Below are 19,144 nucleotides of genomic sequence, written 5' to 3'. Positions count from 1 at the left end.
ATTTATGATATTAATGGTAGCTTTATTGTGAATGTGCTACCTTTTCCCTTTTCACTTTCTACTGATATATGACCTTGATGGTCGTCTACAATTCGTTTAACATATGCCAAACCTAAACCATGACCTTTTACATTGTGTACATTTCCTGTGTGCTCTCTATAAAACTTCTCGAACACTCGCTTTTGAACTAACTTAGACATTCCATTTCCTTGATCTGAAATCTTAAGTAGTACATTATTACCAATATTTTCAGTATAAACATCAATTTTAGGAGCATCATCACTATATTTAATAGCATTGTCTAAAATATTGACAATCACATTTGTAAAGTGAGTTTCGTTAGCTAAAACTGACGATTTATCTGCTTCTAGATGTGTCTTAACATAGCCTTTTCTATCTTCAACTATCAGTTCTACATGAGTGACTGCATCTTCAACTAGGTCGTGTAACTTTACACGTTCCTTACTAATATTAAGTTCATTTTTTTCTAACTTAGAAATTCGCAATACATTTTCTACTTGAGCGTGCATTCGCTTATTTTCATCTTTAATCATTTTCAAGTAGCGCATGACTTTATCTTGATCTCCTATTATTTTTGGGTTTCTAATAGAGTCTAAAGCTAAATTTATTGTCGCAATTGGTGTTTTAAACTCATGCGTCATATTGTTTATAAAATCTGTTTTTATTTGAGAAATTTGACGCTGTCTAATTAATTGATAAATGGCGCTTGAATATGCCAAAATGATTATTGATGTAAAAATGATAGATAATACAATCATTCCTAATATAGAAGACAACAAATACTTTCTTCGCTCCGGAAAATCTACATAGAGCGAAAATTTACTTCTTCCTTTATCGTCCAGAAAAACTGGAATTCCAATAGTTGATTCTGGGTTTAATTCGAAATTATCTGATCTAATCTTCGTGGATAAATCCTTATCATAAATCGCGTATTCAAAAGCTGTTTTAATACCGCTTATAGAAAACTGCGATTGCAAAAAATCTGAAACTTCATCATTAGTAATACGCTTGTAAATTGGATAATTTTTATATACAGCGCGATAGTTTTTTTTGTAAAAACTACGACCTAAATCATCCATTGTACTATAATCTCTGAATGTTTGTGTTGGGCTTAAGCTAATTTTACCATCTATAGGACTGCGGTCATAAACTTTGGTTTCACTTATATTAGTAAACCTACTTATGTTTATACTGTCTGTACCAATGTCAAAGAACAATGATGGCACTTTAAAGCTTTCTTCCGCAATCGCATTTTTAAATCGAATCGCCTGATTTGTGTCTTCATCAAAAGAATCATAAATCAAGAGTTGCTTGATTTCTGTTGTATCAGGTGTTCGACCATTTTTAGTTACCTCTTTATATAATCTATCGTAACTAAGAAGCTCTTTATCTTCTATCGCTTTAGACACTAAACTTAGAGATCGAATTACGTCAGACGTAAATTGTTTCTCCTCGTTTTTTAAGGTATTATTAATAAAAAATGCTTGAACGAAAATGATGCCGATGAGTGACAAACTCATCAAAACCACCAATAAAATGAATAGCTTTTTGCCCATCGTTCAAATTTAGTATTTTAACATTTAGAACGATTGCCATTTAACCTTACATTAACAAATATGTTAAAATTGAAGTTTTTTGATTTTTTTAAGGATAGATTGATGAATTTTTTGAACTTGTTTTTTCACATCTTCTAAATCATCGTTAACAATCACAAAATGAGACTTTTCTATTTTTTCTTGATCACTCATTTGATTATTTAAAATCGCCATGATTTTTGATCTACTGCTATTATCTCGCTTGATAACACGTTTAATCCGTTCTTCAATATCTGCAGTTACTGTAATAATAAAGTCGTATTGTTCTTCTTTACCTTGTTCAAAAATGATAGCTGCTTCTTTAATAACGTATTCAGATTTTTGTTTAGCCATCCATCTTTTAAAATGTGAAGCCACTTTAGGATGCACTATAGCATTCATTCTTTCTAAGTACGTTTTATCATTGAAGATTTTCGATGCAATATATGCTCTATTAAGTTCATTGTCTACATAAGCCTCTTCTCCAAAAAGAGCAATGAGCTTGCGCCTAATTACTTTAGATCTACCCATAAGTAGTTTAGCTTCTACATCTGCAATATAAATAGGAACATCTAAGGCTTTAAAAAAAGCTGCCACCGTAGTTTTACCACTACCAATACCTCCTGTAAGTCCAACTATCGTCATTTAATGATTATATATTCTACTTTATTCTGCTTCATTTTTGCAGACTTCACTTTACTCGAATTGACAATTAATTTAGGTGTGAAATATGGATTTCCAGATTTTAAGACTTCATTGTAGTCACACTCAATCTTAAAGTCATTTGGCGTCACATGCTTATAGTCTTTCAAACTAATATAATATGAGACTGTTATATGCTTCGGAAAAAAATTAACATCCTTTTTATTAGGCTTATTTAATATGGTGATCGGAATTTTGAATGTTCCTTCTGTAAACTTGTCGACCTCTGCTTTAATTCTTATTTTTTCTGCTGAAAGCTTCAAATGTTTTGAGGCATTTACGAATTCTAGATCGACCAAAGTATTTATATTAGTTTTTACATCGCTTAAATCAAAAGGTTTGGTTTCAATAAATTCAATTTCAGAAATTTCCTCTTCAGCACCAATGATTTTAACAGAATCTGGAATAAGAACTATCTCGTTTAAGACATCATATCCACTACGAAAATTGATCTTCGATTTTAAGATAACTGGTACTTTCTTAGTACTTAACTTTCCAAACGGAAATACTAAGGTATCTGGTTTTACCGAAACAATTTCAACCGAATTTCCAAATTGTTCTTTAATCGCATATCTTCCTTTTTCGGCAACCCACAGATACGTATTATCTTTTAAATCAGTACTATTTTCAAAATCTAGTATATAAGTCTTGTCATAAAAATAATAAGAGAATAAGTTAAACCCATGTGTAGACACCGTAACATTCACCTTAGGAATACTATCTAATGTAATAACATTAGTCTCTGGTAAATTTTTATACTCGATACTTAGAGGGATTGTTTCTACATAGTTTTCTGAAAGTTTGGTCACCACTAATATTAAAAATGCTATTAAAAAGAAAAGTCCAAAAACATTTAATTTCTTGTTTCTAATTGACTGTCCTATTTTTAGTTTTATACTATTTAGCATTTTTAAAAAATAATTTAGGAAATCTCTGTTCAGGACGTTTATTTAAAACCGAAATGGCAAATGTAGATTTTAAAAATCCATAACCATAACCAAAGAACTGAATAAAAATAGCCAAAATGGATTGAATGGCCACACTAAGATTTAATGTTTTGGTATATGCGAGAATAAATGCCAATGCAAGATAAAAGATATAAATACCCAAAAAGAATTGATAATCTAATAAGAACAATACAATAGAAACAATAAAACCTATTGAAAACAATGTAGGGAACCAATATGTTAGACGTGATGTTTTTGGATGCCACTTATTAAGGATTGGCCTTACCAAACCAAACTTATGAACTTGTTGATAGAATTTTTTCCAAGAAATTCGTCGTTTATGATAGACGTAAGCTTCATTAATTAATATGGTCTCATAACCTAGATTATTTAATCTTATCGATAAGTCAGGGTCTTCGCCTGGATGAATCACACCAAAACCTCCAGATTTCAAAAAGGCTTCCTTTGACAGCCCCATATTAAAACTACGAGGTTGAAATTTATCGCCAGATATACGACCTCCACGTATACCACCTGTTGTAATAAAGGATGTCATTGCAAAGTTTATAGCTTTTTGCAAATCTGTAAAAGAACTATGAGCTGCATCTGGACCTCCATAGCAATGCACAAAATTAGAGGACAAATAGTTATTTACAATGGTCAAGTATTGTTTAGGTAATAAACAGTCAGAATCTAAAATAATAAAGTAATTCCCTTTAGCTTTTTGCATTCCGAAATTTCTAGAATCTCCAGGTCCAGAATTTTCCTTGTAGTAATATGCAATATTTAAATCATCAAAATTTTCAACAATGGTCTTACAATCAATGCTAGAACCGTCTTCTACAATAACAATCTCAAACGACAAATCGCCATCCAAACTACTAAAACTACTAAGGAGTTCCTGTACTTCATCTGGTCTATTAAATACAGGAATTATAAAGGAAAATTGCAATGCTTTCATACCTCACAAAGGTAAGTAAAGAAAATACAAAAGCCACCTTTAAGGTGGCTTTTGAATAAGTATTTAAGTTTAAGCTTATTGCTTAATAATTCTCACAGTTTCTGTAACATCACCAATTGTAACCTGAACGAAGTAAGCACCTTGGCTTAATGCATTCATGTTAATAGTGCTTTCAACAGCATTAGGAGCAGTTCTAAGAACTTCTTGTCCTAACATGTTAAATACAGCAACATTTTGAATATCTTTTTGTGCATTTAATGTTAACTCACCTTTCACTGGGTTAGGGAAATATGTAAATGCATTTTCATTTTCAAATTCTTCAGTACTTAATGTAGCATCTGCAACAACATCAAATGTTCCTTCGATACGAGCTTCGGTAGGAGCTTCTCCAGAAAGTCTTGGTGCAACACCATCACTCCAAACACGGATTAAGTAAGTTGTACCTGCTGGCGCAGCAATTGTTAATGTTTCACCTGCAACTCCACCTGTATCATCACAAGCTAAAATATTAGCATCAAGAATGTTACAGTCATTTGGATAAATTGCTAAGTTAGCTTCAGAAGATGTACCAGAAACAGTAGTCGTTACATTTAAAGTATTTGTTCCAACTGGCATTGTGAATGAGTACCAAACATCAGCAATAGTACCAAATGGATCACACCCTGGCTTCTCATGAGAAAGGTCTTCTGTAGCACCTGCTGTAGTTCCACTTTCAGGAGTTAAAAGGGTTAATCCAATAGCATTAGCACACTCATCATTTGCTGGAGGAGGTATAGTTCCAGCACATTCTACTAACAATTCGAATGCACCATTATTAGCATTAAATCCTTCGACAGCTATATAATAAGTTGACGTTCCATCTGCAGTAAACGTTGTAGAAGAACGTGTACCACAAGAATCATCATTAGAAGCAATTTCTGAACCACCACAAGCATCAAATACTCTAATAAAAGTATCATAGCTTGAGTTACATAAACTTACAGTAATATCTCCTGCAGGACCAGCATAAGAATACCATAAATCATTTGATGGGTTACCAACTGTATCCGTAACACCGCTAACTGAAGTATCTCCTGTTACAACATCATCACAGTTTACAGCAATAGCATTTGCACAATCATCATTTGATGGAGGTGGTGTATCATAAGCAGATGCTTGGAATGTATCTGTAATACCTCCATTATACTCCCATACTCTTACATATAGTACTTCTCCAGGTGTTCTTCCTGTTAACTGCACTAAAGAAAAAGCACCAGGTCCACCGTCATCGTTACAGCCTTCTGACACGAAAGCTCCAATAGCTCCAGAATACACCTCAAGAACTGTATCAGTCATAGTAGATCCAGCATTTGCATCAGTTCCTAGACTAACGTTACCTGTAGCAGGAACTGTAACTGTAAACCATACATCTTCTCCAGCATATGCTCCACACGTCGTAGTAGGAATTGAAGGATCTGCTACTTCAGAATCCGTAGAGGCTACATTAGTTGCAACAACTGCGTTATCTGCAAATACAACACCTACAGTCAAAGCTGTAGCTCCAGAAGGATCATCATTTGCAGGTTGTGCAAAACAAAAACCGCTTACCAAAGCAAACATTAATAATAAAGTAATTTTTTTCATATTTAGTCGAATTTAATTAATAAGTCTTAAAATTATGATATTTCTCTAATAAACAGAAATGTATATTATATAATCGATAAAAAGAAAAAAACACCGATGAAAAGAGGTATTAGTTTTGAAATCAATGGATTAAAAAATCTGATTGACCTCAATAAAAAATAATCAAAAAATTTTGGTTAAAAATGTCACTATCTAAATCATTTTTATTCAAGTTAAATTATAAGCGATTATTACTGTTTTAGCACTTGGATAACTTCTATTTTATTTTTGATAGAAGCTTTTAAGATATAGGCTCCAGATTGCAAACTAGACATGTCTATGTTTTGGATTGTATGTTGGCCATCAACAGCAATGATTCGCTGTCCTAAAACAGTAAATACTTCAATTGTATCAATAACTTCAGTAGACTCAAGTTTCAATAGATTTGTTACTGGGTTTGGAGAAGCAGTCAAACCATAATCAATCGCATTCTCATCAACCCCTAAAGCGCTACCCTCTAAAAGAGTAAGTATTTGATTAGATTGAATATTAAAATATGTTTCCTCTAAGCCACTTGGCCAAAATACTTTAATATAATCAATCAACACATTGTCATCTAATCCAAAATGCATTATGTTAGAGTTTTGTCCTAGATAACCTTCGCCGCATAACTTATATCCATATTGTTTTTCTCCATTGACAGAAACCTCAACCCTTGCTCCTATCGCATTTTTATTACTTTGAGTTCCTTCTAACTTCAGTTTTATCCAATGTAATGAATTAAGCGTCATGTTTTTCCACAGAAATATATCTTGACCATCATTACTAACAACGATATCCAACAATCCATCATTATCAATATCACCAACAGCATTAGAATAGCTTGTCCCATTGTCTCCTGGAAAACAACTATTATTTAAGGTAAATGTATTGTTATTGTTGTTTTCATAAAATGCCGCAGACAATAATCCTACTTGACTTCCGTTTAATTGTCCGCTTACATACAAATCGAGGTCACTATCATTATCAGCTTCAAAAAATACAGCTCCCCAACCAATACTATCAAAGCTAGTTCCTGTAGACACTGCTACATTCTGAAAGGTTTCATCTCCATTATTTTTCAATAGATAATTCCCAGAGGGACTATTTGTTATATAAATATCGAAGTAGCCATCTTTATTATAATCGCCAACAGTAGTAGACATAGCATCAATAGCAATATTTGTTCCAGATGATACACTTATATCGGTAAAGGTTCCGTCACCATTGTTCTTATAAAGTTTATTCTCATAACTAAACTTATCATTGGAAACATAAATGTCTTGATGACCATCATTATTAATATCTAAAAATGCAGAACAAAATGAAAATACAGGGCTACCGTTTATTCCTGCTAGTATGGTAACATCTGTAAATGTTCCATCTCCATTATTCTTATAAAGTATATTAGAAAATATTGATGTCCTATTACTTAAAAACACATCTAAATATCCATCATTATCATAATCTCCCCAAGACGCACCGAAGGTAAACACATTGCCAGTTACCATACCAGTAGTAGCAGAAATATCTTCAAAGACCATATTCCCTTGGTTTCTTAGCAGTTTATTTCCATTTGTATCACTAGTCACAAATAAATCGTTGTCTCCATCATTATCGAAATCTACCCATACAACACATCGGGTTTGATAATTTATATAAGACAAATTAAAATCTTGTTCTACAAAAACGCCATATATATTTTTAAAAAACCTAAGTTCATTATTATCTGCCGTACTTATAGTAATATCGTCCCATCCATCATTATTATAATCGAAAAATGAAATCCCATTACCATAGGATGTCAATCCTGGTGAAATGTCAGCACCAAGATCATTAGCTACATTTGCAAATTGTATTTGAGAATACATCAAAGAGACTAAAAAGAAACAAAATAGAGAGGGAAAATATGTTTTTCTCATAATCTAAAAATTAACTTATACAATATATGAATAAAAAAGAGGTCCATACAGACCTCTTTTAATTTTATCAAATAACAATACGATTATTATTCTTTCAGCACTCTTATCGCTTTGGTTTGACTTTCAATAGAAACCTTAACGATATATGCTCCCGATTGTAAATTAGACATATCAATGTTTTGGATTGTATTTTGACTATCAATAGCAATAATACGTTGTCCTAAAACATTAAATACTTCAATTTTATCAATTGCTCTATTAGGAGAATCAAGTGTTAATACATCTTTAACTGGGTTTGGATAATAATTAAATCCAGCAAACGTATCGTCTTCCACTCCTAAACTCGTTGGAGACCATGCACAAATATTAAAGTTTCCTTTAGTATCATCGCCAAATTCCCAAACACGCACTAAGAGCACATCTCCTGGAGTAAGGCCAGATAATGCTACTTGAGAGAATAATCCAGCTGCACCATCATCATCACATCCAACTTCTACTAAAGCTCCAGATGTTCCAGAATACACTGCCATTACTGTATCAGTAATAGAACTAGCGTCTCCAGAATTTGAAGTTTCAATAGTTAACTCTCCTGTAAATGGAACCATGACTTTAAACCAAACGTCTCCTTCTGGTGTACCACAAGAAGCTCCTTCATTTTCTGCTGAAGTTGTAGAAGCAACATTAGTTCCTAATACCGTAGTTTCACAAAGCGTATTACCTACTGGCAAATCAATAGCACCTGCAACGTCATCATTTTCTGGTGGATTTGCTGGTTCCTCACATGAAATGGTTAATTCATAATCACCCGAATTAGAACCAAAACCTTCAACTCTAATAATATAGGTAGTTGCACCATCTGATGCGAATGTTAATTCAGATTGCAGCCCACATGAATCATCATTTGAAGCTACTATATTTCCATCACAAGCATCAAATACTTCTAATCTTGTGTCAAACGATGAACCACATAAGCTAACAGTTACCACTTCATCTAAAGCTGTACCTGATAATGAATAGAATACATCTGGTGAAGCAGTTCCTCCACTATCGGTAGCATTTGCTGTTGAACCTGTTACCGTATCGCCGCATGCTATAGCTGTCGCATCAATACAATCATCATTATCTGGACCAGGTAATGGGCACGTAAACTCAAATGTTCCAACAGTTGAACTACATGCTGGGTCTAAAGCTGTTAATTCTATCGTAACTGAATCACCACTATCATATGGCCCCATCGTTACTGTACCAGCTACAACTGCCTCAGTTGGGTTTATACCATCATCAAATACACTTCCTGCGTCTCCAGCATCAGAAACAACAATATCTACCGTAAAGGTTCCTGTACCATCTGGATTACAACTATCAACTACCGTTGAACTATCTATTGTTGCAGGTGTACATGCTGGTGGTGGCACACATGATACTGCTAAAGCATAATCACCAGAATTAGATCCAAAACCTTCAACCCTTACAATATATGTTGTTGCTCCATCTGAAGTAAATGTCAATTCAGATTGTAAACTACATGAGTCATCGTTGGTTGCTACCACATTTCCACTGCAGGCATCAAATACGTTTAGTACTGTATCAAATGAAGAGCCGCATAAACTAACTGTAATTTCTTCACCATTAGCTGTTCCTGCTATTGAATAAAATACATCTGGCGCAGCATTACCTTCGCTATCTGTTGCACTTGCTGTTGATCCTGTTACAGAATCCCCACAAGCAATTGCTGTTGCATTGACACAATCGTCATTATCTGGTGCTGGTTGCGGACATGTAAACTCAAATGTTCCAACAGTTGAACTACATGCTGGGTCTAAAGCTGTTAATTCTATCGTAACTGAATCACCGCTATCATATGGCCCCATCGTTACTGTACCAGCTACAACTGCCTCTGTTGGGTTTATACCATCATCAAATACACTTCCTGCGTCTCCAGCATCAGAAACAACAATATCTACCGTAAAGGTTCCTGTACCATCTGGATTACAACTATCAACTACCGTTGAACTATCTATTGTTGCAGGTGTGCATTCTGGTGGTGGCACACATGATACTGCTAAAGCATAATCACCAGAATTAGATCCAAAACCTTCAACCCTTACAATATATGTTGTTGCTCCATCTGAAGTAAATGTCAATTCAGATTGTAAACTACATGAGTCATCGTTGGTTGCTACCACATTTCCTCCACAGGCATCAAATACGTTTAGTACTGTATCAAATGAAGAACCACATAAGCTAACTGTTACTTCTTCCCCATTGTCAGTTCCAGATATTGAATAGAACACATCAGGTGCTGCATTACCTTCACTATCTGTTGCAGCTGCTGTTGATCCTGTTACAGAATCCCCACAAGCAATTGCTATTGCGTTAACACAATCGTCATTATCTGGTGCAGAAGGAGGGTCTTGTACTACCCATTCGAGTGTAAAGGTACCTGATCCTGTAGAAAATGCAGACTGAGTCCAAAAAACAGTTTGATCAGATCCAGTATCATTATCCCAAGTTATTGTTTGAGTGTCTGGGTCATCAGTACAATCAATAAGTATTTCTCCTGGACAAGTACCATAAGCGACTCTATGCTTAGAGTCATAACCATTAGCAGATTGCCCAATAACTAGTTGTTGTCCTGCTGGAACAAGAATTGAGAACACCTGATCTGGTGCATCAGCATTGGTTAAACAATCCTGTCCGAAATCATTAATAGCGCCCGTCGTATCCCCATTATATGGACTTGTCAAAGCGCTTAAATCTACTACTCCAGCACAATCCTCTTGGGAGAATGTAAAACTGGTGACCAGTAGAAAAATCAATAAAGTAATTTTCTTCATTTTTTGTTGGTTTTTAGTTAAAGAATTAATTAATGCCTTGTAAATTATTCATATTAAAAGCTTTAGGCTGAAAAAGAACTTAACAAGATATTAACAATTCGATGAATCTTAATAAAAAGCCGACAAATGGTTACACCATACTTTATAAATTTTAAAGTTTTAACATAAAAACTGAAAATAATTCTATTTTTTAGTGTTTTTATTAAAAAACAATAGTCATTTACAAATAATTATATCGAAAAAAAAAGCATTTCATCTATTCAACGAGTGAATTATTTTATAAAGTAGACACTTCTAAAATAAAAAAAACCGATGCGTTAACATCGGTTATAAGTTATATGTATTGAGAGCTTATTGATTATCCACAAAAGTATCCATAACTGCATCACTCACACCCATATTACTAAACCCTCCATCATTGTATAAGTTTTGTAATGTCACTCGCTTTGTTAAATCACTAAATAAAGTTACTGTGTAATTCGCACAATCTAGAGCTGTTGCATTTCCTAATGGTGACATTTTTTCTGCATAAGCTATAAATCCGTCAAAACCTTTTACACCTTGTCCAGCGGTAGTTGGAGTTGGTGATTGAGAAATGGTATTGACTCTTACCTTTTTATCTCTTCCGAAGAAATAACCAAAACTACGTGCTATACTTTCTAAATACGCTTTGTTATCAGCCATATCATTATAATCAGGAAATACACGTTGAGCAGCCATATATGTTAAGGCGACAATACTTCCCCATTCGTTCATAGCATCTGCTTTGTATAAGGTTTGCATAACTTTATGAAATGACATTGCAGATACATCTGTTCCTTTTTGTGTCCAATCGTATTTTTGATCAGTATAAGCCCTACCTTTTCTTACATTTATAGACATCCCAATAGAATGCAATACAAAATCAAGCTTACCGCCAAGAATCTCCATAGACTTAGCAACTAAATTTTCTAAATCCTCCTCAGAGGTTGCATCAGCCGGAATAATTTGTGATCCAGTTTTTTCTGCTAAATCATTGATTTGTCCCATTCGCATTGCAATTGGTGCATTTGTTAATACAAACGTACCTCCTTCTTCATGAACACGCTCTGCTGTTTTCCAAGCGATTGAATTTGGGTCTAATGCGCCGAAGATAATTCCGCGTTTTCCTTTTAATAAATTGTATGACATGCGTATATAATTAAGATGTTAGTTGATTATTTATGGTTCAAAGATAGTATTAATTGAGTAATTGTTTTGCATGCTCTATAGCTGAATTTGTAACATCTATACCTCCAAGCATCTCTGCGATCTCAACAATACGTTCATCTGGATTTAATTTTTTAAGCTGGGTTTGAGTCACATTATCTATATCTGTTTTATAGACTTTAAAATGAGAATCGCCCTTTGCTGCTATTTGTGGTAAATGTGTAATGGTAAATACTTGCATCGTTTTACTCATCTGCTGCATAATACCAGCCATTTTATTCGAAATTTCACCAGATACACCAGTATCTATTTCGTCAAACATTATGGTTGGCAACTGTTTGTATTTTGATAAAACCGATTTAATAGCCAACATGATTCTTGATAATTCTCCTCCAGAAGCTGATTTTTTAAGATCATTAAACTGACCACCTTTATTTGCTGAAAATAAAAATCGCAGACGATCGGTACCGTTTGTTAAAAATGAATCTGAGGTTTCCAATTCTATTTTGAATTTAGCATTAAGCATTCCCAATGTTGATAAAATCGTTTCCAATTGCTGAATTAACTCTGGAATAATTGCTGCTCGATTATCGTGAATAGAAATAGCCATAGACTTTAATTGCCTTTCTAAATCATTTATTTCGTTTTCTTTTTCAATAATGACAGCATCTAAGCTTTCAGTCATAGAAACGTTTTGAGATAGCTTCTCTTTAATAGTAATGAGTTCTTCCACAGATGATACGGTATGTTTTTGCATCAAGTTGTGAATGACCTGTAATTTAGTATTGACACTATCCAGGCGATTTGGATCTGCCTCTAACTGATCTTCAAGCTGTTCAATTTCCGAAAAAATATCATCTAATTCAATTAAAGTACTAGCAACACGCTGAGAAACATCTTCATATTGCTTTCCATAGCCAGATAATTTACCTAATAGATTTTTGACCTCTGTGAGATGATTTATAATGCCTACATCATCATTATTTAACAACTGATGAGAATGGGCTAATTTTTCCTTTATCTCCTCAACATTATTGAGCGTTTCGTACTCACTTTCTAATGCTTCCAGTTCTCCAGACACCAATTTAGCTTCATCCAATTCCCTTAATAAAAACAAATTATAGTCAAATTCTTTTATAGACTCTGCTTTTTGCTTTTGCACAGCTTCTAACTGAAATTTTAAATCTTTGTAACTGTTAAGCGCTTCGGAGTAGGCAGTCAAACTATTTGAATTATCTGCTAAAGCATCAATAATTTGAAATTGAAAATCATCATTGGTAAGCTGCAAAGTTTGATGCTGCGAATGAATATCTAATAAGTGCTCACCTATAACCTGGAGGTTATTTAAATTTACTGGAGTATCATTAATAAATGCTCTAGACTTCCCTGAAGGTAAAATCTCCCTTCTAATAATAGTGAAAGCCTCATAATCTAAATCTTCAGTATCAAATAAAGACTTCAAATTATATTTAGCAACGTCAAAAGTCGCTTCAATTATACACTTTTTTGACGAGTCTTTAATACTACTAAGGTCTGCTCGTTTACCTAAAATTAAGGACAGTCCTCCTAACAAAATAGACTTTCCAGCTCCGGTTTCCCCTGTAATAATAGACAAACCGTTATTGAAACTTACATGAAGTTCATCAATAAGCGCATAATTTTTTATGGTAAGTTGTGTTAGCATTTAAGCAGTAATAATTACAGTATGAAAATACTGAAATTAAGTATAAAACAAGTGAAAGCTTAGAAATTTATTTTACGCCATTTGGCAGCATGGAAAGGTGCAATCTTAGTTAATGTAGATATAAGATCAGATACATTAACCGAAGGCCCATCACTAAATATGTCCTGAATCTCATCTGATTTAGCATCAAAAAACACACGCATTAAATACGAGTTTGGACGACGATTATTTAGAGTCTGTAAATCTGTAATTGTTTTTGCAATGGTTTGTTTGCCCTCTTTTGCATCATTACTCATTTCATCCAAGCCTTTGCGATGGTAATTATACATAACATCTCTAAACTCTTTAAACGTTGGTGACAGCACATTATCTATCAAAACAAAACGTGTTTGTTGACCATCAGACAACTTCCAACCTTTTGCATTATTTTGCTGTGAATAATTAACAATAGTTTGAGCTTGTTTGTAATATTCTTCTCCTCCTTTAAGAGAGAATGTATCTGCATCCAACCCTAACATCATGTATATATGAAACGTAATCATCGATACTAAATTAGACTCAAATTGATTTGGATTGTAGACGAAGTTCTGAAACTCTAAATATTGAAAGTTAAAATCTTTATCATTATAATTATAGATAGGTGTTCCATAGGTAGAACCAAAAACAGGGCGTGTACTTTGTACCTGTAGTGTAGCCTGAAACAAATCGGTATCATAATTTTCGATAGTAATCACCATCCCGCAATCTATACGCTCTTGAGGCTTAAAGGACTTGTCTGTCCATTTGGTATTATTAATAAATTCTGTTAGCTGACGTTCTAGTGTTTTAAACACTTGCACATTTTCGTTACCAGTTTTTTGTGCATTTACTACAACATTACAATTTAGTTCTTGCGACCAAGACACCGTTGTCATTAAAGCTAATAGAATATATATGAAATTACGCATCTGTTTGTTTTAAAATTTGTTGCATTAAGTCTTTCGCTACTTCTGCCTTAGATTTTAACTCATGAGCTATAATCTCATGAGAAGCTGTTATAAAAGTAACTTTATTTGTTGAACCACCAAAACCTGCTCCTTTATCATTTAAAGAATTAAGAACAATCAAATCTAGATTCTTAGATTCAAGTTTACCTTTAGCATGCTCTAATTCGTTATTGGTTTCTAATGCAAAACCTACGAGAAATTGTAGCTTTTTAATAGCACCTAAAGACTTTAAAATATCTTTAGTCTTCTCTAACTCGATAGTAAACGTTGTTTCCTTCTTTTTTATTTTTTGATCTGCCACATTTTTTGGTCTATAGTCGGCTACAGCAGCAGAAAGTATAGCAATATCAACTGAAGCAAAATATTTATGTACTTCATCATACATCTCTTGCGCACTCTTTACTCTAATCACATTGATCAAACTATGAGTTACCACTTGCGATGACGGACCAGAAACAAGAGTCACTTCAGCTCCAAGATTAGCTGCTGCTTTGGCAATTTCAAATCCCATTGTACCACTAGAATGATTTCCTATAAATCGTACAGGGTCTATTGCTTCATAAGTTGGACCAGCAGTTATCAATACTTTTTTTCCTCTTAGAGGCAATTTATCTAAAACATCATTTTCTATAAAAGAAACAATATCTTCAGGTTCTGCCATTCGACCTTCACCCACAAGACCACTTGCTAATTCTCCTGATGTAGCAGGTATCATCACATTTCCGAAGGCATTCAACTTTTCAAAAGAATTTATAGTAGATTGGTGTTTATACATATCTAGGTCCATCGCTGGTGCAAAATAGACAGGGCATTTTGCAGAAAGATAGGTCGCCAACAATAGATTATCACAAGTGCCATTTACCATTTTTGACATGGTATTTGCCGTTGCTGGTGCGATAATAAATAGATCAGCCCAGAGTCCTAGCTCTACATGATTATTCCACATAGCATTATCATCATCTTCATTAGTAAATGATGAATAGACGGGATTTTTTGATAAAGTTGAAAGTGTTAAAGGTGTGATGAAGTCTTTAGAAGCAGGTGTCATAACGACCTTTACGTTAGCACCTGCTTTTATAAATAGCCTTACTAGGCTAGCTGTCTTGTAAGCAGCGATACCAGCAGTTATGCCTAATAGTATATTTTTGCCGCTTAATATTGACATGCTTGTATTATTCCTGAACGTCGTCTTCAGTATTTCTGTAATAAATCTTGTCGTCTAACCATTCTTGAACAGCTAAAGCGTGTGGCTTAGGCAATTTTTCGTAGAACTTAGACACTTCGATTTGCTCTTTATTTTCAAAGATTTCCTCAAGACTATCGTTATATGTTGCGAACTCTTCAAGTTTGTCAACTAACTCACGTCTGATATCAGTGTTGATCTGTTCTGCTCTTTTTGAGATCACAGAAATTGCTTCATAGATATTATCTGTTGGAGCGTCAATGACATTTCTATCATAAGTTTCTGTTGTAACAGGAGCATTGGTTTTCTTTAAATCCATTATATATGTAAATTAACTTTTTGTATTAAATTGTTGTACCGCTGTTGTCATTTCTTCATTCATCTTATCTGCATCTTTCAGCAATTCTGAATTTGGAAAAAACTTTTTAAAACTATCATAATAATTGATAGCTGTATTTAATCTTGCTTCTTTTTTAGCATCAATACTGTTGATTCCTAATTTGTATGCAGAATCTAACCTATAAAACATCGCTTGTTCTTTGAAAGATGTTCCAGGGAAATCTGCCAAGAAATTATCAAAAGCTTTTATTGCTGCTTCATAATCTGAAGATTCAAAATAAGCAACTCTATTATATTGTTTTGCAATTTCAAATGCTTTGCGTTCTAATTTATAATCTAATTCTTTGATCAACTTATTCGCTTCTGGCAAGAGTTCAGAATTAGGATATTTATTTACAAATAATTGAAGTTTTTCTAGAGCTTCCACAGTCTCTTGCTGTTCTTTACTGTAAACAGGAGACACTTGATAATAACTTTTAGCAGCTAAAAATGCTATTTCTTCAACCTTTTCACTGTTTGGATATGCATTTTCAAATCGACCTAATTGATAACCGGCTTCTATGTAACTTTTCATTTCATAAAATGATCTCGCATACATATACATCAATTTTTCTGCTTGAGGTTTCCCTCTATAATTGGGTACTATTTGAGCGAAAATTCTATTGGCCTTAGACCATTTACCAGCATCATACATTTGAGTACCAACCTCAAACTTAGTTTTTATATCCTCAGACTTTAATGCCTTTTGATATTCACTACATGAACTAAATGCTAAAAGAATTGCTAATAAGTAAACTAATTTCTTCATAAATAAAAAACAGGTTGCAAAAGTACGTATTTCTAACGTATTATAAAAACTAAATTTCATGCTAAAATAACGGTTGAAATTAGGCTGCTATTATGTTTAAGTAATATTTAACTATTTATCTCGCCTTCTATTTTTTGAAGTGCCATTTTAATCTTTTGTTTAAGATCACTTGTTGCTTCAACTAATGGCAATCTAACAGTAGATTTTGATAAGTCCAATGCTTCTAAAACTGCTTTTATACCAGCAGGATTATTTTCAGAAAAAATAAGTGATGTCATTTCCATAAGACCAAAATGAATCTTATAGGCTTCTTTGGCCTTTCCTTCCAATCCTAGATTTATCATTGTCGTAAATTGCTTAGGTAACGCTTGACCTAAAACCGATATAACGCCAGCTCCTCCAGCTAATACAACACCAAGTACAAGATCATCATCTCCAGATATGATTAAAAAATCTTCTGGCTTATCTCTTAATAATGTTAAGTACTGGTGCACATTATTTCCAGCTTCTTTTACCGCAATAATGTTTTTAAAATCTCTTGCTAAGCGCAAGGTTGTTTCTGGCGTCATATTTGATGACGTACGACCAGGAACATTATACAAAATAATATCAACAGGAGATGCTTCAGAGATAGCTTTAAAGTGTTGATAAATTCCTTCTTGCTGTGGCTTACTGTAGTAAGGTGAGACTGATAAAAGTGCATCTATAGCACTTAAATCTGTTGTTTTAATTTCATCAATAACCTGAGCTGTATTATTCCCACCAATACCTAAAACCAAAGGCACTCGCCCATTATTGGCTTCTACAATTGTTTTAATAATAGCCTGTTTTTCATGTTTAGTGATAGTCACACTTTCTCCAGTTGTACCGCTAATTACTATATAATTGGTGCCATTGTCTATGTTAAAGTTTACCAAGTTTGCTAATGCATTGTGATCTACGGTAAGATCTGCATTAAAAGGTGTAATAATAGCCACACCTGTACCATGAAATTTAGTCATTATAATTTATTTAGAACTGTTAAATATTTTTTCATTTCTGTTTTAAAAACTGAAAACTCTTTCGGTTTTATATCAATCATCAAATCGTAAAAACGTTGATCATCATTTGTTAAACCCACTTTAAAATTTGCTTTAGATAGCGCTGTGATCATGTCAAGCTCTAAATGATGCTCTTCATAATAGCAAATCAATACATCAAACTTTGTGTCTATAAAGGTTTGTAAGTCGATATTATTTATCTTTCCTTTCCAACCAAAATCTTTAGGGTTGAAATAGGTATCCCAAAGCACATTAGAATCTTTAGGATCTTCGACAAAAGCGATAATTTTGGTTTTTGCCTCATGAATTCCCAACTCTTTAAAATATATTCTAAACGACTCAAAATCTGAATATTCACTCATATTCAGAATAACACCAACAGTATTCATTTTGGTGTTACTAACTGCAACACTCCTAGCACTTAACAATTTGTTGATGTATTTTTGATTTGATTTTGTCTTAAATGCCTTTAAAATCATTTATATTTATGCTTTGTACAAATGTAGTAAAAACACATCGTACGATATTCTAAACATTTCACAATAAATTCTATGAATTATAAACATTTTATACTTCTCGTTTGCCTAGTTGCTTTTAGCTCTTGTAAAAAAGAGGTGCATCTCAATAAAGTTGAAGGAAAGCAAATTAATATTTCTGACAGCCTAGACATAGATCAAGCTGTTGAAGACTTTATCAAGCCTTACAGAGACCATGTTAATGCTAACCTAGATAGTGTTTTAACCTACGCTGTAGATACCTATTCTAAAGGAGATGGTGAATATAATACAGCCATTGGCAACATGATGGCAGATGCCGTTTACGAACAATCCAACCCAATTTTTAAAGGCAGAACTGGAGAAGATATTGATTTTGTATTACTAAATCACGGTGGTATACGTGCTATTATTTCTAAAGGAAATGTGACTACAAGAACCGCTTACGAAGTGATGCCATTTGACAACTCCACTGTAGTTGTCAAATTAAAAGGCGCACAAGTAAAAGAACTTATTGACTATCTCGTCAAAGCTAAACGAGCACATCCTATTTCAAAATTGAATATAGTTTTGGATGTCAATGGTAATTTTAAATCTGCTGGTCTTAATGGACAAAATATAGATTTTAATAAGACCTATAATGTTGCCACTAACGATTATTTATACAACGGAGGAGACCGCATGGATTTCTTTAAAACTAATGACAGCCTTTATGTTTTGGATTATAAAATTAGAAATGTCCTTATTGACTACTTTACTAAGATAGACACCCTTAATCCTGTTATTGATAACCGCTTTATTCAGCTAAAAAACTAAT

At 33.5% G+C, this 19,144-nt stretch carries 16 protein-coding genes; 1 reads left to right on the top strand and 15 read right to left on the bottom strand.

Annotated elements, in window-relative coordinates:
• Positions 1–2: 2 nt before the first annotated feature.
• The 15 genes from Q0783_RS16745 to Q0783_RS16675 all read right to left on the bottom strand — a co-directional run bounded on the left by Q0783_RS16745 (position 3) and on the right by Q0783_RS16675 (position 18,312).
• Positions 3–1,577, bottom strand: a complete 1,575-nt coding sequence (locus tag Q0783_RS16745; RefSeq protein WP_298897041.1) for a HAMP domain-containing sensor histidine kinase — start codon at positions 1,575–1,577, stop codon at positions 3–5.
• Positions 1,578–1,640: 63 nt separating this feature from the next.
• Positions 1,641–2,240, bottom strand: coding sequence for a dephospho-CoA kinase (gene coaE / locus Q0783_RS16740; protein ID WP_298897039.1), 600 nt, complete (start codon positions 2,238–2,240; stop codon positions 1,641–1,643).
• Positions 2,237–3,205, bottom strand: coding sequence for a CdaR family protein (locus Q0783_RS16735; RefSeq protein ID WP_298897036.1), 969 nt, complete (start codon positions 3,203–3,205; stop codon positions 2,237–2,239). Before Q0783_RS16735 ends, coaE begins: the two co-directional genes overlap by 4 nt.
• On the bottom strand, positions 3,195–4,205 hold the full coding sequence (locus Q0783_RS16730) for a glycosyltransferase (protein WP_298897034.1): 1,011 nt from the start codon (positions 4,203–4,205) through the stop codon (positions 3,195–3,197). Before Q0783_RS16730 ends, Q0783_RS16735 begins: the two co-directional genes overlap by 11 nt.
• A 75-nt stretch (positions 4,206–4,280) precedes the next feature.
• The gene (locus Q0783_RS16725) at positions 4,281–5,828 is read right to left on the bottom strand and encodes a T9SS type A sorting domain-containing protein (RefSeq protein WP_298897033.1); all 1,548 of its coding nucleotides are present in this window, start codon (positions 5,826–5,828) and stop codon (positions 4,281–4,283) included.
• Positions 5,829–6,058: 230 nt separating this feature from the next.
• Positions 6,059–7,768, bottom strand: a complete 1,710-nt coding sequence (locus tag Q0783_RS16720) for an FG-GAP-like repeat-containing protein (RefSeq protein ID WP_298897030.1) — start codon at positions 7,766–7,768, stop codon at positions 6,059–6,061.
• Positions 7,769–7,854: 86 nt separating this feature from the next.
• A complete protein-coding gene (locus Q0783_RS16715; RefSeq protein WP_298897028.1) occupies positions 7,855–10,605 on the bottom strand; it encodes a T9SS type A sorting domain-containing protein in 2,751 nt (916 codons plus the stop codon).
• 351 nt (positions 10,606–10,956) lie between these two features.
• On the bottom strand, positions 10,957–11,775 hold the full coding sequence (locus Q0783_RS16710) for an SDR family oxidoreductase (protein WP_298756604.1): 819 nt from the start codon (positions 11,773–11,775) through the stop codon (positions 10,957–10,959).
• Between the two features lie 49 nt (positions 11,776–11,824).
• On the bottom strand, positions 11,825–13,477 hold the full coding sequence (gene recN, locus Q0783_RS16705; protein ID WP_298897026.1) for a DNA repair protein RecN: 1,653 nt from the start codon (positions 13,475–13,477) through the stop codon (positions 11,825–11,827).
• 59 nt (positions 13,478–13,536) lie between these two features.
• Positions 13,537–14,424 (bottom strand): DUF4835 family protein, encoded by an 888-nt coding sequence (locus tag Q0783_RS16700; RefSeq protein WP_298756600.1) that lies wholly within the window; start codon positions 14,422–14,424, stop codon positions 13,537–13,539.
• Positions 14,417–15,628 carry a bifunctional phosphopantothenoylcysteine decarboxylase/phosphopantothenate--cysteine ligase CoaBC gene (coaBC, locus tag Q0783_RS16695; RefSeq protein ID WP_298897024.1) on the bottom strand — a complete coding sequence of 404 codons (1,212 nt, stop codon included), beginning with the start codon at positions 15,626–15,628 and terminating at the stop codon, positions 14,417–14,419. Before coaBC ends, Q0783_RS16700 begins: the two co-directional genes overlap by 8 nt.
• 7 nt (positions 15,629–15,635) lie before the next feature.
• Entirely contained in the window at positions 15,636–15,965 is a 330-nt protein-coding gene (locus tag Q0783_RS16690; RefSeq protein ID WP_298756595.1) for a DNA-directed RNA polymerase subunit omega, read from the bottom strand.
• 12 nt (positions 15,966–15,977) lie between these two features.
• The gene (gene bamD / locus Q0783_RS16685; RefSeq protein ID WP_298897022.1) at positions 15,978–16,793 is read right to left on the bottom strand and encodes an outer membrane protein assembly factor BamD; all 816 of its coding nucleotides are present in this window, start codon (positions 16,791–16,793) and stop codon (positions 15,978–15,980) included.
• 107 nt (positions 16,794–16,900) lie between these two features.
• Complete coding sequence (gene dapA / locus Q0783_RS16680; RefSeq protein ID WP_298897020.1) at positions 16,901–17,794, bottom strand: 4-hydroxy-tetrahydrodipicolinate synthase; 894 nt, start codon at positions 17,792–17,794, stop codon at positions 16,901–16,903.
• Complete coding sequence (locus Q0783_RS16675) at positions 17,794–18,312, bottom strand: hypothetical protein (RefSeq protein WP_298897018.1); 519 nt, start codon at positions 18,310–18,312, stop codon at positions 17,794–17,796. The genes dapA and Q0783_RS16675 overlap by 1 nt, the downstream gene beginning before the upstream one ends.
• A 72-nt stretch (positions 18,313–18,384) precedes the next feature.
• Between Q0783_RS16675 and Q0783_RS16670 the strand changes: the two genes are divergently transcribed.
• Positions 18,385–19,143: a 5'-nucleotidase gene (locus Q0783_RS16670; RefSeq protein ID WP_298897016.1), complete on the top strand. Its 759-nt coding sequence runs from the start codon at positions 18,385–18,387 to the stop codon at positions 19,141–19,143.
• Position 19,144: the final 1 nt, after the last annotated feature.

The sequence above is a fragment of the uncultured Psychroserpens sp. genome (genome assembly GCF_947500255.1).
Lineage (GTDB): Bacteria > Bacteroidota > Bacteroidia > Flavobacteriales > Flavobacteriaceae > Psychroserpens.
Note: the sequence above shows the minus strand (reverse complement) of the source record. Positions and strands in the feature narration are given on the sequence as shown.

Coding starts and splice junctions, on each gene's coding strand:
- Q0783_RS16745 (WP_298897041.1), bottom strand. CDS start 1,577: ATGGGCAAAAAGCTATTCATTTTATTGGTGGTTTTGATGAGTTTGTCA.
- coaE (WP_298897039.1), bottom strand. CDS start 2,240: ATGACGATAGTTGGACTTACAGGAGGTATTGGTAGTGGTAAAACTACG.
- Q0783_RS16735 (WP_298897036.1), bottom strand. CDS start 3,205: ATGCTAAATAGTATAAAACTAAAAATAGGACAGTCAATTAGAAACAAG.
- Q0783_RS16730 (WP_298897034.1), bottom strand. CDS start 4,205: ATGAAAGCATTGCAATTTTCCTTTATAATTCCTGTATTTAATAGACCA.
- Q0783_RS16725 (WP_298897033.1), bottom strand. CDS start 5,828: ATGAAAAAAATTACTTTATTATTAATGTTTGCTTTGGTAAGCGGTTTT.
- Q0783_RS16720 (WP_298897030.1), bottom strand. CDS start 7,768: ATGAGAAAAACATATTTTCCCTCTCTATTTTGTTTCTTTTTAGTCTCT.
- Q0783_RS16715 (WP_298897028.1), bottom strand. CDS start 10,605: ATGAAGAAAATTACTTTATTGATTTTTCTACTGGTCACCAGTTTTACA.
- Q0783_RS16710 (WP_298756604.1), bottom strand. CDS start 11,775: ATGTCATACAATTTATTAAAAGGAAAACGCGGAATTATCTTCGGCGCA.
- recN (WP_298897026.1), bottom strand. CDS start 13,477: ATGCTAACACAACTTACCATAAAAAATTATGCGCTTATTGATGAACTT.
- Q0783_RS16700 (WP_298756600.1), bottom strand. CDS start 14,424: ATGCGTAATTTCATATATATTCTATTAGCTTTAATGACAACGGTGTCT.
- coaBC (WP_298897024.1), bottom strand. CDS start 15,628: ATGTCAATATTAAGCGGCAAAAATATACTATTAGGCATAACTGCTGGT.
- Q0783_RS16690 (WP_298756595.1), bottom strand. CDS start 15,965: ATGGATTTAAAGAAAACCAATGCTCCTGTTACAACAGAAACTTATGAT.
- bamD (WP_298897022.1), bottom strand. CDS start 16,793: ATGAAGAAATTAGTTTACTTATTAGCAATTCTTTTAGCATTTAGTTCA.
- dapA (WP_298897020.1), bottom strand. CDS start 17,794: ATGACTAAATTTCATGGTACAGGTGTGGCTATTATTACACCTTTTAAT.
- Q0783_RS16675 (WP_298897018.1), bottom strand. CDS start 18,312: ATGATTTTAAAGGCATTTAAGACAAAATCAAATCAAAAATACATCAAC.
- Q0783_RS16670 (WP_298897016.1), top strand. CDS start 18,385: ATGAATTATAAACATTTTATACTTCTCGTTTGCCTAGTTGCTTTTAGC.